We start from the raw sequence: 14,399 nt of genomic DNA, 5'->3' as shown, positions 1-14,399 counted from the left end.
ATGCTTATCGTTGATGATGATTGGCTGATTTCTGATAGCTTGAGGTCTATGGATGAGTGGGTGGAAAACAATGTAGACGTTGTAGGAACTGCAAGCAATGGAGAGGAAGCACTTTACTGGCTGGAGAAGGAAAATTTAGATTTAATCTTGACGGATATTCGCATGCCACATATGGATGGGATTTCATTAACAAAACATATTTATGAACATAATCCATCGATTAATGTCATTATTATGAGCGGATATGAAGATTTTTCCTATGCACATAAAGCGATCAAATACAATGCAAAAGGCTATATTTTAAAGCCAATTGATGTGAGTGAATTATTTGAGGTCGTAAATAGATTGCAAAATAATGTAAGCGAGGAACCTTCGCAAGAAGAAGCGACCTCTTATCAAGATCGAATGGTTATAAGCGCGAAATCATATATTCGCACAAATTATATGAAAGCTATTACTTTAAGCGATGTTGCCAAAAGAGTTCATTTAACAGAACACTATTTTGGCCAAGTGTTTAAATCTGTTTCGGGTGAGACATTTATGAGTTATTTAACACGAGTTCGGTTGGAAAAAGCTTGCCAATTGCTCAAAAATCCTACGCTTAAAAATTATGAAGTGAGCGAGTTAATTGGCTACACAGACTCAAAGTATTTCGCAAAAACCTTCCAAAAAAGGTATGGAATGACACCGAAAGAATATCGCTCGCAATTATAGAACACTTGTAAATTTTCGGTTGCCGAAAAAATTCCTTATCGGCAACCGGAATTATTTCTTCGAATATGAGGTAATTTACTTATTAATTACGACCGCCTGGCGCCCCATTTGTTCCCATGCTTTTTCAAAATTGCTTCGGTTCACTTTTCTATTTTTTGTTCCGTACGGATCATTTACATACACATAATCCTTATCAAAGCCAGTAACAACCACGCTATGAACATTAAATGTAACGGAAACTTCGCCTTGCGGTGTATCCCACACTTCGAAATCATTCACAGGTGTTAACTGTGCTGTCGTAATAATCCAAACAGGTAATCCGTTACTAAGTTTTTTATAAATTTCCGTCACATCTTGACCTGATAGGTCCTCCACCTGATCGGAGTATTGTTTCGCCAATTCGGCAATGGGACCATGATAGACTGATAGTCCTGGCCCATTCACCACATCCCCAACAAATCCTTCGTTCGGGTTTCCTCTAAGACCATTGTTATATTTTAGCGGAACGGTCGGCGTTTTCTCAGCAAGTTCATTTTTCGTCACTTCAATCCCATGATAATTAAGCAGCATTGCAAGACTTGTAACTTCACAGCCATTATATAATCGAGGAGCGCTCATTTGATTAATAAAAGGAACATCTAATTGAATGTTCTCCGCCATTTGCTCCTCCTTTACCTTTTCTTCCAATTCATTTTTCTGAACTCGATTTTTATCTGGTAGAGAAGGAGAAGCAATCTCTGAATTCGCAGCTTCCGCAATTCCTTCTTTATTAATATATCGATCTAATAAAACATAACTTCCTACACTTAGAAAAATTGCCATTAAAACAACAATCTTTACTCTAATCATTTTTAAATCCTTTCCAATCGTTGTATCATAATATACTATGACCAAAAAGAAAGCCCCAATAGGAGCTTCCTTTTATTATATCACAATAATTTTTACAATTTGTTTACAGTTATGTTCAATTCATTTTACTCATATGCTACATTCGGAAATTGAGTAGCATATTTTCCACCGCTTATATCAATCATCGTTCCCGTAATATAGCTAGCAAGATCTGAAGCTAGAAAACAAATAAGATTCGCAACATCCTTTTCTTTTCCCCATTTGCGGATTGTTAACGTGTTTAATAATTGATTTTGCTCGTCAGCTGGTAAGGTGGAAAAGTTATTTAATGTACTTGGAATCATTCCTGGTGCATAACTATTTACAGTAATATTCCACGGAGCCAACTCACCAGCCAATACTCTTGTGAATTGTTTCACTCCCGCTTTTGACGCCGCATACGCTGCACTGCCTATGCTCGGGATGATTGCAGCAAATGAGGCTGCGTTCAAAATTCGACCATAATTTTGGCGCTTCATAATAGGCGCAACCGCTTTGCACATAAGAAAGGTTCCCTTTGCATTGACGTCTTGACAATTGTCCCACGTCTCCTCTGATAATTCTTCTACCTTTCCATTGCCGGCAATTCCCGCATTATTAACCAATATATCAATACGGTCATACTTTTCTATTACCTTATCTACAACCTTTGAAATCCCTCTACTATTCCGAATATCGCAGAGAAACAGACTGCCTTTCAACCCTCGATTTATAAGCTCCTTCCCTAGTTCATCTAAATCAGCTGAATTAATATCGATCCCGACCGTTCGTACTCCTTCTTCGGCAAGTGTAAAAAAAATTTCTCTTCCGATCCCTTTTCCTACACCAGTTACGATCGCGACTTTTCCCTTTAAGTCGATTTCCATATGCTCGCACCGTCCTTCCTTACCCTTTTACCGCCCCTGCTGTTACTCCGCTAATAATATAACGCTGTACTAATAAAGAAATGATTAATATCGGAAATGTAATAATAACTGCCGCAGCCATTAATCCTCCCCAATTGATTTCCGAGTAGGACATAAAGTTGAATATTGCGATTGGAAGTGTTTTTGTTTTGTCTCCAGATAGAACTAGAGCAAACATAAAGTTATTCCACGATAATATAAACGACATTAATGAGGCCGTAATCATTCCCGGTGTAACGAGTGGAAGCAAGACTCTAATGAAAGCCCCCTGCAACGTGCAGCCATCAATCCGGGCGGCATCCTCTAATTCTTGTGGCAAGCTTTCGAAAGAGGAAATCATGATCCAAATAATAAATGGCAAGCCAACCAACATATGACTAAGAATTAAAGCTGTATATGAATCAACTAAATTCATTTTTGAAAAAATAATAAACCATGGAATCATAAAAGAGATTCCTGGGATAATCCGAGCAATTAGAATAATAAACCCTAAGTGGTGCTGTTTATACTTGGCAATGGCAAATGCCGCAGGTAAGCCAAGGATTAAACCAAGGATCGTGGAGACAAAGGCGACAATGAAGCTATTAAAAATAAAGCCAAGAAAATCATATTCTTTAAAAACAGATTGGAAATTCGCAAAAGTCGGTTCAAAAAATAGAAAAGAACTCTTCGACATAATTTGGGCTTGTGTCTTAAATGAGGCAAGAATCATCCATATAAACGGGAAAATAAAAATGAAGGTAATCAATATGATCAGCACATAATAAAATATATGCATTCTTTTCGCCTTTTTCATAATGTCACCTCTGTTTTTTTCCGTAAAATAATAATAATCGAGCTAAACCCGATAATAATCATGAAAAAGATGACTAATATCGCACTTGTGTAGCCAAGCTTAAAATACTGAAATCCATTGACAAATCCATAAATATTTAATGTTTCTGAAGAAAATCCAGGTCCTCCTTGCGTCATCGCATAAATTAAATCAAACTGTTTAATCGCGTCAATGGCACGAAGTAAAACTGCCGCAAAAATCGTCGGTAATACAAGGGGAAATGTGATATGCCAGAACATTTGCCATGAATTCGCACCATCTACCGCCGCTGCCTCATAATGTTCTTGCGGCAATGTAGACAGTCCTGCAAGGGTAATTAATGTAATCATCGGTGTCCATTGCCATGTATCTACCAATGCGATGGCAGGTAGAGCTTGAACAGGCGACGAAATCCATAACTGTGAATGGATACCAAAGAAGCCTAAGAATTGATTTGCAAAACCGATGGAAGGTTCAAAGATGAGAAGCCAGACCAATCCAATTGCAACGGGAGTAGAAACCATCGGTAAGAGAAATAACGTTTTGATTAATTGATTTCCCTTGAATTTCCGATTAAATAAAACAGCAATGCTAACACCTAACACCGTTTGGCAAATTAATGCAAGCCCTGTAAAATAGAACGTTCGAAAAAAAGCGGGCCAAAAACGTGGGTCCTCAAATAACAGAGTTTTGAAGTTTTCTAGAAATACCCATGTAGGTGGCTGTAAGCTCGACATACTCCATTCAAAAAAACTAAGATAAAACGTATATCCAATTGGATAGGCAATCATAACAACGACAAATAGAATAGATGGTAATAAGAAAATCAGTTTTAAATGACGTTCAATCCAAAGTGCGATCTTTTTTCACTCCCCTCTACTACTTTTGAGAGCCAGTCTGATAAGATCTGGCCCTCAAAGTTGTTTATTTTTCTTTATCTAGGAGCTCTTGGAATTGCTTATTCGCATTTTTAGCAGCCGCTTCAACGTCTTCCCCATTTATCGCCGCTGTAATAACTGTGCCGATCATATCCCTTGCTTCATTCACTTTAATAACGAGCGGACGATCATATTCTTTTCCAACCTCATTTGATTCCGATGTAACTTGAACGAGTTCCTCTGGAAATGATGCTGTTCCTTCCGGATTATCCCAGACTGATTGACGTGGACCAGGGACACCTGTCTTTTGAATGTCTAAAATGATCTCCTTGCTTGTCGCCCACTTCATAAATTCCCAAGCTTCATCTTTGTGGGTTGATTTTTCATTCATCGCAACTCCCCAAGAAGTTACATTATATGGTGTTCTTCCCTCAGGGCCGGTTGGGAATAAAGCAAATCCAACTTTATCTCCTACAACTGACTTTTCCGGATCTAGTAAGTTCGGATAAATACTGTCTGCATCTGTATACATCGCCGCTTTTCCTTGTCCAAACAGACCGGCAGCTTGCGGCCAACTCATATTAAGAACTCCAGGCGGCCCATAATCTTTTAATAGCCCTCCATAAAAGTTGAATGCGTCAATGGCCTCTGGCGTATCTATCGTTGCCTTGCCATCAACGATGAAGTCGCCGCCAAATCCATATAAATAACTAGAAAACTGGGTGACAGCCGCCGCACTTTGCCCCCGTGACACGATTCCATAAAAGTCATTGCTTGGATCGTTTAATTTTTCAGCTGCCTCCTTTAATTCATCAAAGGTCGTTGGCACCTTTATATTGTTTTCCTCAAATAGATCCTTTCGATAATATAAAATTTCTCGTTCTGTTACGATTGGAATACCAAATAATTCATCGTCCGCTCTCAAAGAGTTTACCGACGACTCTGTAAAATCGCTGATATCCCATCCTTGGTCATTTGAATAATTGGAAATATCAGCGACCCAACCATTTAAGTGAAATAATTTTCCTTCTTGTAATGGTCGAATCATAAAAACATCGATACTACTCGATCCCGCGGTGAATTCAGTCGTTAACTTTTGCGTTAATTGATCTTCAAAATACTTCTCTAATTTCACTTTTATTCCGGTTTGCTCTTCAAACTGTGGAATGAGTGGCTCTATCGCCTCTGTCCACGGATGATTTGCCCCGATAATACGAAGCTCTACACTTTTCTTTTCTTCCGTCTTTTTATTATCAGTACCGCTATTATTGTCAGATGGAGTTGAAGACCCCTCATTTCCACTACAAGCAATCAACATACATGCTATGACACTTAATAAGAATATTAAGAGCGGAAACCGCCTCTTTTTTCTCATAATAAATACCCCTCTCTTATTAAAAATCAAGCTGGATACACTTGCTTGATCTTCTCTTTTAAAAAGTCAACAGACTCCTTTAATTCATGAAGACCATTTACCCCATCCTCAATCGAGATCCACCCTGTAAATTGAACCGAATGTAATGTTTGAAAAATAGCATCATAATCATTCAATCCCTTACCGATCACCCCGTGGGCAAGTGCTTCCGCATAGCCAGTTTGCGAATATTCATTGATATCATCCAACGAATATCCTGGCTTTACAAAGCGATCACTTGCGTGCATTGACTTTATACGCTCTTTTACTTTTTCTAATAAATCTAACGGATCTTCACCAGCAAAGATCGCATTTGAAGGGTCATAATTACAGCCAAACCATGGTGAGGAAATTCGATCAATGATTTCTAAGTACACAGATGATTTTTGCGCAAATTCGGGATAGATCCATGGACCATCTTTATAATGATTTTCCATCACAAGATATACTTGTTTCTCTTCCGCATATGGAATCAATTGGCGAATCGCCTGCACCGTCCACTCGATGCCTTCTTCCAATAATACATCTGGTCGCCTTTGCCCAGACAAAACCCGACAGCTGCGAAAATCGCTAGGCCCTAGAAAAGCCATGACATCAATCATTTCTTTCATTTTATGAATCTCGTTTTCTCTAAAAGCGTGATCCCGATGAGTAAAATCGGGTGATGAGCACATCATTGGAATAAGCAAACCTTCCCGTTCTGCCGCCTCTTTGATCTTTTGTAAATAATGTTGATTTGTTTCTTTTAAAAATGCTGGATATAGCTCTAACCCTTCAGCACCAAGCATACCTGCTTGTTCAATCCATTCGAATATACTCATTCTTCCATCCGATAGTTCCTCCATTAGCCCTTTTGGAAAAACTGAAATCCGTGGCCCATTTCTCATTGATCCATTCCTTCCCTATTGTTTTTTTACTTGCTCTACCAAATTTTTAAATATGACTTTCAGTTCCTCTTTGTTTGAGCTAGGTGAGAATTCTTGTTTGTCAATGATTAGTGGCGCTCCGACGACAACGAGAGGTGCACCGCATTTAGGCATATGTGCCGCTTGCTCAATCGATAGTCCGCCAACCGCTTGAATCGGTAGAGAAACGGCTTTTGCAATTTCTTCTAGCTGATCAAAAGGTGTACGTTCAGGTTTTTCCCCCCTTTCATCAAATCCAGTATGGACGATTATATAGTCGACTCCATTCGCCTCTAATAATTTTGCACAAGCTACTTTATCTCGAGCAGCTAATATATCACCCATCACTTTTACGTTATAATCTTTCGCAGCTCTCACTACTGCTCGAATCGTTGCCGGGTGAGCTACCCCCATTACAACAACATGGGTCGCACCTGCTTTTGCCATCATTTCAGTTTCTAAATAACCGCCATCCATTGTTTTCAAATCTGCAATAATTGGATGGTTTGGATATTTCCTTCTTAGGGCGGTTACTGCATGCAATCCTTCCGCTAATAACAAAGGTGTGCCGGCTTCAATCCAATCAACTCCAGCTTCAACTGCAATTTCAGCCATCTCTAGCGCTTCATGAATGTTTGTAAGATCGAGCGATATTTGTATAACAGGCTCCATAATCAAAATCCTTTCTTCACTTATTCGGTAAAATAATAGATTTCGCGTGCAGCAATGAATCCATCTCGTCAAACGCTCTTTTCCAATCATCGATAGTAAATATTTTCGCCATTGGCAACGGGTCGATTTCTCCCTTTTCCATCATGTGTAACACCTTTTCCCACATTGGATAATTGTGACTAAACGAGCCTTGAAAAGTAACCGCCTTCTGAATGAGCGGATCTAGTGAAAACCCAACTGGATTCGGCCCCCAGCCAACCTTCGTAATCTGTCCAGCTGGGCGAATCATTTCGATGCTCTGTTTTAAAGTTGCACTAACTCCGACGGCATCCAACACTAAATCCGGACCGAAACCATCGCCATTTTTTAATACTTCTTGTACAACATCTTGTTCATCCGCAATGATGACTTCATCTACACCAAATTGTTTTGCAACTTCTAACCGAGACGCATCCTTGTTTAATCCGACAATCGTTAGCCTGCCAGGTGAAAATAATTTTGCCATTTGGACGCACATTAAACCGATTGGACCTGGCCCAATTACAACGACATCGTCTCCTGGTCTAATTCTTGAATGATAAGCAACGGCATTATAGGCGACACAGGTTGGCTCGGTTAAAGCTGCCTTTTCAAAGGAGACGCCCTCAGGTATTTTGTGAACGATCGCCTCTCTCGTTTTTACATATTGTGCCATTGCTCCATTTTCCAACACCCCAAACCCTCTACGATCTGGACATAGTTGATATTGACCAGTCCGGCAATACACACATGTTTCACACACATAGGCAGGTGTTTCACTAACAACTTTATCTCCCTGACGGAACAAAGTAATATCTTCTCCCACTTCAGCAATAATCCCAGAAAACTCATGTCCTAAAATAACCGGTCGATTTACTGCAAATCCTTGGATATTGTGGTACATATGTAAATCACTCCCGCAAACTCCGACAGCTTGTACCTTTAGTAAAATATCCTTCGGACCAATCTTCGGTATCGGTACCTCTTGAAGGGCAACCTTGCCTTTCCCCTCCTCAAAATTAATAACGGCTTTCATACAAATCACCTTTTCTTTTATATGCTCACCTAATCGTATGCTTGTCCCATAAAAATATGCTGAACTTGATTAGAAGCTATAAAAACATTTTTTTACTTATTTCGAGAAATTCTATTCACCATCTTCTTCTAAATCAACTGCGTCTTCGATTAATTATTGTCCAGATTTTTCGAGCTCGTGCCCTAGAACGGCAAACTTAGGTTGTTTTCCTAAGCTTTTCTAAATATCTGTAACATCGCATGGGGCTTCACTTGAATTAGCAAATCTTTTTATTCCAAACCGAAGCATCAGGTACAGGGATTTATTTAAAAGACAATACTACATTCATCCTGCCACTTATAGAAATGGAGGACTTTTGTTGATTTAAGCTACAATTACTTCCCAAAGAAAGGTTGACGATTCGTAATTTGTCAGAATATAATTAATTTACTTGCACCTTTTTAAATGAGGAGCGATGTGAGACTTACTAAAAGGGCTTTATTAATAAGTCCTTAAAGCGCATGGAGAACAATTCACCTTGGAGCGATAGGAAGAAGATATATATCCCCGTAGAAATCGAAGCAGAAGGCCTCTCTTTTCATAAAGAGATTTATCATTCAATTTTTTAATGCTTCCGCTTGAAAGATCGAAGCAAATCGAAATTACTAAAGTTGTCATAATATTCTTCAATTATTATTTATATAACCTAAGATGAAAAAGGGAGATGGATCATATGGAACTATTAATCGACTCAGCCAATCTGCAACATATAAAAAAAATTGTTGACTACTTTCCAATCGACGGGGTTACAACGAATCCGACATTAATTACAAAGGAAAACAAGCCCTTTTTGCCGCTTATCAAAGAAATCCGCTCGATAATTGGTGAGGATCGAATGCTTCATGTTCAAGTCATCGCCACAGAGGCAGAGGAAATTGTTCGTCAATCGCTCTTTTTAGCGAATGAAATTGGCGGAAACTTTTACACTAAAATCCCGGTTACAGATGAAGGCATTAAAGCAATGAAACTGTTGAAAAATGAAGGGATCAATATTACAGCAACGACCATTTATACTCATCTCCAAGCTTTAATGGCTGCAAAAGCAGGAGCATCCTATTTGGCTCCATATGTAAATCGGATTGATCATTTGACGGGTAGTGGGGTGAATGTCGTCGCAGATATCGCTCATTCCCTTACATCCAATGGATATGATGCCAAAATCTTAGGGGCTAGTTTTAAAAATACTTTGCAAGTAGACCAAGTGATTCTAGCCGGAGCACAGGCTGTAACCGCATCTCCAGATATCATCGAATCGTTAATTAAGTTTCCATCAACGAGTATGGACGTTGAACAATTTAGTAAACAATGGAGAGAGACTTTCGGTAACACATCCTTCTAAACCCGAACAAGTATCAATAACGTCTCGACGTAATTGGACAAAAAAATTTATGACATCCGAAGAATTTAGCTTCACGACTTATTGAAAGAACTTCTGTTGATTCGAATTAAGATAGATGAAAGCCCACCATTTAAGGTGGGCTTTCATCTATCTATTAGAAATCATAGTCATCGATATTATCTTTCGTAAAGACAACACGCTCTGGCAAGAGGATGATACCACTATCTTCTGCTTCATAGTCATACCCTTGAATCGAGTTCGGTTCAATTTTTACTTTTCCGATGTCTGGAACGTCAAATTCGTCACCAACTTTTAGTTCTTTGCCTTCCACTGTCATTAGATAAGCGACATATGCAGCAAGCGCACCTTGTTTTTTCACATCCCATAATCCAAATTGCTTCACTGTATCTCGTTTGACGTAATCTCGCATTACATTTGGAGTAGAGAATCCAGTAATGACAACATCCCCTGCTTTATTCAAGTTTTCAGTTGCTTGAGCCATTGCAGGTAAAGCTGTTGCATCTGGACAAATAATCGCATCGATATCCGGATATGTTTTTAAAATACTTTCGCCCACAGACAACGATTTTTGTGCATCATTTTCACCATATTGCGTCGTTACAATTTCCCAGCCAGGATAATCGGCCGCAATCATTTCCTTCGCCTTTGTCACCCATTGGTTTTGGTCAGTAACAGTTGGACTTGAATAGAAGAAAGCAACTTTTCCTTTATCGCCAATTTGGTCGGCTGTCATTTGAATTAAAAGTTCTGCTAATTGTTCTGGCGTCCCTTGATTAATATAAAAGGAACGATCTTCAGGATTTACATCCGAATCCCATGTCAAAATTTTCACACCACGGTCTTTCGCTCTTTTTAACGCTTGACTTAACCCATCGACAGAAACTGAGGAAACCATTAATGCGTCATAGCCCTGGTTCACAAAGTTATTAATAAATTGGACTTGACCGGAAACGGACGCTTCTGTTGGTCCATCATATTTTAGCTCCACACCAAGAGAATCGGCCATTTCCTTTGCACCTTGCCCACCAGAAGTGAAGAAACCGACACCTACGAGTTTTGGAATAAACGCCAATTTAACATCTTTCTTTTTCTCACCAGATGATTCGCCACCTGCACACCCTAATAAAGCTACAGTCATAACCGTAATAATCATGAAAAGAAATGCAAGTTTAATCTTTTTCATGAGTCCTTCCCCCTATTTTTTTAATGTAGACAGTTTTAGGTGATGAGTGAACCAATTCCAATTTGCGCTTCGAAACAGCACGGCAATAATGAGTAGCGAGCCGATAACAACACTCGTCTGCTGACTTGACATTCCAACCATTTGTAATCCATACTGCGTCATACCAATGACTACACTTGCGATTGCTGTCCCTAACACGCTCCCTTTCCCACCAAAAATACTTGTTCCTCCTAGGACGACAGCTGTAATTACTGGTAACACTGCCTCCGCTCCTAAATCCGAACGCGCGGAACTAAAATACGATGTAAGAATAATCCCGCTTAACCCACCTCCAACCCCTGATAAAATATAGGTACTCATGACAATCCACTTCGTCCGAACACCTGTGTAGCGTGCTGCTTTTATATTAATCCCCACTAAAAACACGTTACGTCCATAACGGGTTAAGTGAAGTAACCCTCCAAACAAAATGATCGATGCTAGTAAGATCCAAATCGGATTTGGAATGCCTAATATTTGACCGTTAGCCAATTCAACAAAAGGCGCTGGAAACCCACTGATCCCTTCATATCCAGTCGCACTTGACCCGCCCGATATGACTAATGCAACTCCTGAAAAAAGGAACATCCCACCTAATGTAATGACGAGTGGTTGAACATTTGTTAAGGCAATCAGTGCTCCATTTATCAATCCGGCTAAAGCTGCAACAACCAATGTAACGATGAGGGCCAACCAAATATTCATTCCATTCAACCAAAGCACCCCAATAGTAATCGAGGATAATCCCATTATCGATCCTGTTGAAACATCAATTCCCCCAGTAATAATGACAAAAGTCATTGGAATTGCCGCTAGAGCGATATAAATAAAATCATTCATACTATATAAAAGATTATCTATTTGAAGGAATCCAGGAGATAGTTGACCAAACAATAAAATCTGAACGAATAAGAATAAAAAGAGGGCCAATTCCCACTTAAGTAATTGCTTTATTTTGTTTGTCATCACTCACCTCTCCTTTCACCATCGGCATATCCAATTTGATTGCTTGATGATTTTGAGCGGAACGACGTAATAAATACTGCTGAAATTTTGAATCTCCAACGACGATAATGATTAACAAAAGGCCGGAAATGGCATTATTCCAATAAGCAGGGATTTTTAAGTACACTAATGAATTATTAATAACCGTAAAAAAAATCGCTCCTAATGCCGCGCCGTAAACGGTTCCAATTCCCCCTGTTAAACTAACACCGCCTAAAACAGCAGCAGCAATCACTTGTAATTCAATCCCACTTCCAGTCTGGTTTGGCACGAATCCGATATTCATTACGAAAACGAGACCTGCAATCGAAGCAGATATACCGGAAAAAATAAAGGCAAGCACTTTTACTTTTTCAACTGGTAAGCCAACTAATCTTGCTCCATCCTCATTATCACCAACCGCGTAAAAATAGCGACCAAACTTTGTTTTCGTTAAGAATAGATGAGCAATAACAAGGATTACTGCTGTTACCCATACAGGTAAAGAAATCCCGATTAATTTTACATTGGCGAGTTTTTTATAAAAATTGGGGATATCCTCAATCCACATGCCCGCTGTAAAAATCAACATCGCTCCACGAATGATGCCTAACATTCCAAGCGTCATAATTATTGAAGGGATTTTAAAATAAGCAACGCCAACCCCATTTATAATTCCGACTGCCGCACCGACAAGCAAAACGATCGGTATAACCAATCCGATATTTACATTGCTTGTAAGCAAAACGCCGCATACTGCAGCGGATAAGCCCATAATTGATCCGACCGAAACATCGATATTTGCTGTATATAATACAAATGACTGTCCAATCGCCATGACAAGCAAAATCACGCTTGCTTTTACTAATAGCGAGATCGTATCTCCAGCAATAAATTCATGATTCACGCTGCCAACAAAGATGAAAAAAACGATCATAAATAATAGAATCGAAAGTTCCCTTATTTTCATTAGGCGAACGAGGAACGACATTATCTACTCACCTCTTTCCCGCCTCCAAAAGCGTACGTCGTAATCCGATCCAATGTAATTTCACTTTTCTCCAACGTTTTTACAATCCACCCTTCATGCATGACGATGACGCGATCACTAAGCAATTGAATTTCTTCCATATCTGATGAAATAAGCAAAACAGCTAATCCCTTCGCCTTTAGTTTATGGATGATTTTATAAATATCCTTGCGTGCGCTCGCATCGATCCCTCTTGTAGGCTCATCCAAAATAATAACATGCGGCAATGCCGCTAAATATTTTGATAAAACAACCTTCTGCTGATTACCGCCGGATAAATCTTTCAATTCTTGGTCGATATTTAGTGCTTTAATTTTTAAATCACATACATATTGTCTAGAAAGGTCTTTTTCTTGTTTAAATGGAAAGAGAATTCCTTGAAGCTGATGAAGAATCGTAGAAGTAATATTCTTTTTTATAGAAGTAATCGAAAAGATGCCGTGTGAATGGCGATCTTCAGGAACATAGACAAGCCCACTAGCAATCCGTTCACGGGGCGATTGCTTATGGATCTTTTGATCTTGTAAAAAGATATCCCCTTCTCTCATAGGCTGCAACCCAATTATTGCCTCAGCTAATTCCGTTCTTCCCGCACCGACAACACCGGCAATCCCTACAATTTCTCCAGGATAAAGGTCAAAGGAAATTTGAGAAAAACGGTTTCCGCATACATCTCTTAGCTTTAAAGCTGGACAAACTTCTGTTTGACGAACCGATATTATATCTGCTTGATCTTCATCCTCCGTCTCATGCACAGATTGTTCCGCTGAAAGGTTTTCTGGTACCAACCCTGCTATTAATCTTTCATATGAAAATTCACTGATCTGCCCTTGCGCAGTGATGACTCCATCCCGTAAAACAGCTACTTTATTTGCTAATGTGAAAATTTCTGAAAAACGGTGGGTAATATAGAAGACTCCGATTCCATCAGCAGTTAATTGCTTAATCGTTCGGAACAATGATTCAATTTCTCCAAACGTTAAAGTCGACGTTGGCTCGTCAAGAATAAGTATGTCTGCTTCCCGAACGAGCCCTCTAACAATTTCAACCAGCTGTTGCTCGGCGATTGCTAAAGAGTATGCGTGTCTTTGCAAATCTAACTTCCAGCCTAATCGTTTGATAATCGTATCAATTTTCCCCCGCAATATTGCATTGTTTTCTGATAAGCCAATCGTAATATTCTCTTCTACCGTCATGTTCGGGAAAATAAGCGGTTCCTGTGGCACAAGATAAATTCCATGGTGGTGAGCGTCACTCGTATTTGAGAAAGAAACCTCTATTCCCCTTATTTTCATAACGCCACGATCCGGCTTATACAGACCGGTAATAATTTTCATTAATGTTGACTTTCCGGCACCATTTCCGCCAACAACGGCATACACCTCACCAGCATTCAATGAAATGTCGATTCCTCGCAAAACCGGATTCCCTGAAAACTGCTTATACATTTGCTGAATTTCCAGTAATGGAGTATTCATTGATTTCACCACCTCTTTATAAAATGAAACACTTTTTGAGCT

The 14,399-nt window shown here is 39.4% G+C and carries 13 protein-coding genes and 1 pseudogene; 2 read left to right on the top strand and 12 right to left on the bottom strand.

Going from position 1 to position 14,399, the window contains the following annotated elements:
* Positions 1-714, top strand: a complete 714-nt coding sequence (locus KHA95_RS09210) for a response regulator transcription factor (protein WP_249316802.1) — start codon at positions 1-3, stop codon at positions 712-714.
* A 75-nt stretch (positions 715-789) separates the two neighbouring features.
* On the opposite strand, the gene KHA95_RS09205 is transcribed toward KHA95_RS09210, so the two are convergent.
* The 8 genes from KHA95_RS09205 to KHA95_RS09170 form a co-directional block, all read right to left on the bottom strand.
* Positions 790-1,608 carry a C39 family peptidase gene (locus tag KHA95_RS09205; protein ID WP_249316740.1) on the bottom strand — a complete coding sequence of 273 codons (819 nt, stop codon included), beginning with the start codon at positions 1,606-1,608 and terminating at the stop codon, positions 790-792.
* Positions 1,609-1,688: 80 nt separating this feature from the next.
* Complete coding sequence (locus KHA95_RS09200; protein ID WP_213137201.1) at positions 1,689-2,468, bottom strand: SDR family NAD(P)-dependent oxidoreductase; 780 nt, start codon at positions 2,466-2,468, stop codon at positions 1,689-1,691.
* Between the two features lie 19 nt (positions 2,469-2,487).
* Positions 2,488-3,303 (bottom strand): carbohydrate ABC transporter permease, encoded by an 816-nt coding sequence (locus tag KHA95_RS09195; protein WP_213137200.1) that lies wholly within the window; start codon positions 3,301-3,303, stop codon positions 2,488-2,490.
* Positions 3,300-4,058 (bottom strand): carbohydrate ABC transporter permease, encoded by a 759-nt coding sequence (locus tag KHA95_RS09190; protein WP_249316738.1) that lies wholly within the window; start codon positions 4,056-4,058, stop codon positions 3,300-3,302. Before KHA95_RS09190 ends, KHA95_RS09195 begins: the two co-directional genes overlap by 4 nt.
* A gap of 187 nt (positions 4,059-4,245) precedes the next feature.
* The gene (locus KHA95_RS09185; RefSeq protein WP_213137198.1) at positions 4,246-5,574 is read right to left on the bottom strand and encodes an ABC transporter substrate-binding protein; all 1,329 of its coding nucleotides are present in this window, start codon (positions 5,572-5,574) and stop codon (positions 4,246-4,248) included.
* 26 nt (positions 5,575-5,600) lie between these two features.
* Positions 5,601-6,500, bottom strand: a complete 900-nt coding sequence (locus KHA95_RS09180) for a sugar phosphate isomerase/epimerase family protein (RefSeq protein WP_213137197.1) — start codon at positions 6,498-6,500, stop codon at positions 5,601-5,603.
* 15 nt (positions 6,501-6,515) lie between these two features.
* Positions 6,516-7,190, bottom strand: a complete 675-nt coding sequence (locus KHA95_RS09175; protein WP_213137196.1) for an orotidine 5'-phosphate decarboxylase / HUMPS family protein — start codon at positions 7,188-7,190, stop codon at positions 6,516-6,518.
* Between the two features lie 16 nt (positions 7,191-7,206).
* A complete protein-coding gene (locus tag KHA95_RS09170; RefSeq protein ID WP_213137195.1) occupies positions 7,207-8,244 on the bottom strand; it encodes a zinc-binding dehydrogenase in 1,038 nt (345 codons plus the stop codon).
* A 712-nt stretch (positions 8,245-8,956) separates the two neighbouring features.
* Here KHA95_RS09170 and KHA95_RS09165 point away from each other — a divergent pair.
* Positions 8,957-9,622: a fructose-6-phosphate aldolase gene (locus KHA95_RS09165; RefSeq protein ID WP_213137194.1), complete on the top strand. Its 666-nt coding sequence runs from the start codon at positions 8,957-8,959 to the stop codon at positions 9,620-9,622.
* A 154-nt stretch (positions 9,623-9,776) separates the two neighbouring features.
* Here KHA95_RS09165 and lsrB read toward each other — a convergent pair whose 3' ends face one another.
* The 4 genes and pseudogenes from lsrB to KHA95_RS09145 form a co-directional block, all read right to left on the bottom strand.
* Positions 9,777-10,826: an autoinducer 2 ABC transporter substrate-binding protein LsrB gene (gene lsrB / locus KHA95_RS09160; RefSeq protein ID WP_213137193.1), complete on the bottom strand. Its 1,050-nt coding sequence runs from the start codon at positions 10,824-10,826 to the stop codon at positions 9,777-9,779.
* A 12-nt stretch (positions 10,827-10,838) separates the two neighbouring features.
* Positions 10,839-11,819, bottom strand: a complete 981-nt coding sequence (locus KHA95_RS09155; protein ID WP_481748432.1) for an ABC transporter permease subunit — start codon at positions 11,817-11,819, stop codon at positions 10,839-10,841.
* Between the two features lie 73 nt (positions 11,820-11,892).
* A pseudogene (locus KHA95_RS09150) lies at positions 11,893-12,840 on the bottom strand (ABC transporter permease subunit); the annotation flags it as partial.
* On the bottom strand, positions 12,840-14,357 hold the full coding sequence (locus tag KHA95_RS09145; protein ID WP_249316736.1) for a sugar ABC transporter ATP-binding protein: 1,518 nt from the start codon (positions 14,355-14,357) through the stop codon (positions 12,840-12,842). The gene KHA95_RS09145 and the pseudogene KHA95_RS09150, both read right to left, overlap by 1 nt.
* Between the last annotated feature and the right edge of the window lie 42 nt (positions 14,358-14,399).

The organism is Bacillus sp. FJAT-50079 (genome assembly GCF_018343515.1).
In the GTDB taxonomy this organism is placed as follows: Bacteria; Bacillota; Bacilli; order Bacillales; family Bacillaceae_C; genus Lederbergia.
The sequence above is the reverse complement of the archived record's forward strand: the minus strand, read 5'-3'. Positions and strand labels throughout refer to the sequence as shown.

Excerpts from the sequence above, each read along its gene's own strand:
- KHA95_RS09200 (WP_213137201.1), bottom strand. The coding sequence starts at position 2,468 with ATGGAAATCGACTTAAAGGGAAAAGTCGCGATCGTAACTGGTGTAGGA.
- KHA95_RS09170 (WP_213137195.1), bottom strand. The coding sequence starts at position 8,244 with ATGAAAGCCGTTATTAATTTTGAGGAGGGGAAAGGCAAGGTTGCCCTT.
- KHA95_RS09175 (WP_213137196.1), bottom strand. The coding sequence starts at position 7,190 with ATGGAGCCTGTTATACAAATATCGCTCGATCTTACAAACATTCATGAA.
- KHA95_RS09145 (WP_249316736.1), bottom strand. The coding sequence starts at position 14,357 with ATGAATACTCCATTACTGGAAATTCAGCAAATGTATAAGCAGTTTTCA.
- KHA95_RS09210 (WP_249316802.1), top strand. The coding sequence starts at position 1 with ATGCTTATCGTTGATGATGATTGGCTGATTTCTGATAGCTTGAGGTCT.
- KHA95_RS09180 (WP_213137197.1), bottom strand. The coding sequence starts at position 6,500 with ATGAGAAATGGGCCACGGATTTCAGTTTTTCCAAAAGGGCTAATGGAG.
- KHA95_RS09165 (WP_213137194.1), top strand. The coding sequence starts at position 8,957 with ATGGAACTATTAATCGACTCAGCCAATCTGCAACATATAAAAAAAATT.
- KHA95_RS09185 (WP_213137198.1), bottom strand. The coding sequence starts at position 5,574 with ATGAGAAAAAAGAGGCGGTTTCCGCTCTTAATATTCTTATTAAGTGTC.
- KHA95_RS09195 (WP_213137200.1), bottom strand. The coding sequence starts at position 3,303 with ATGAAAAAGGCGAAAAGAATGCATATATTTTATTATGTGCTGATCATA.
- KHA95_RS09190 (WP_249316738.1), bottom strand. The coding sequence starts at position 4,058 with ATGTCGAGCTTACAGCCACCTACATGGGTATTTCTAGAAAACTTCAAA.
- lsrB (WP_213137193.1), bottom strand. The coding sequence starts at position 10,826 with ATGAAAAAGATTAAACTTGCATTTCTTTTCATGATTATTACGGTTATG.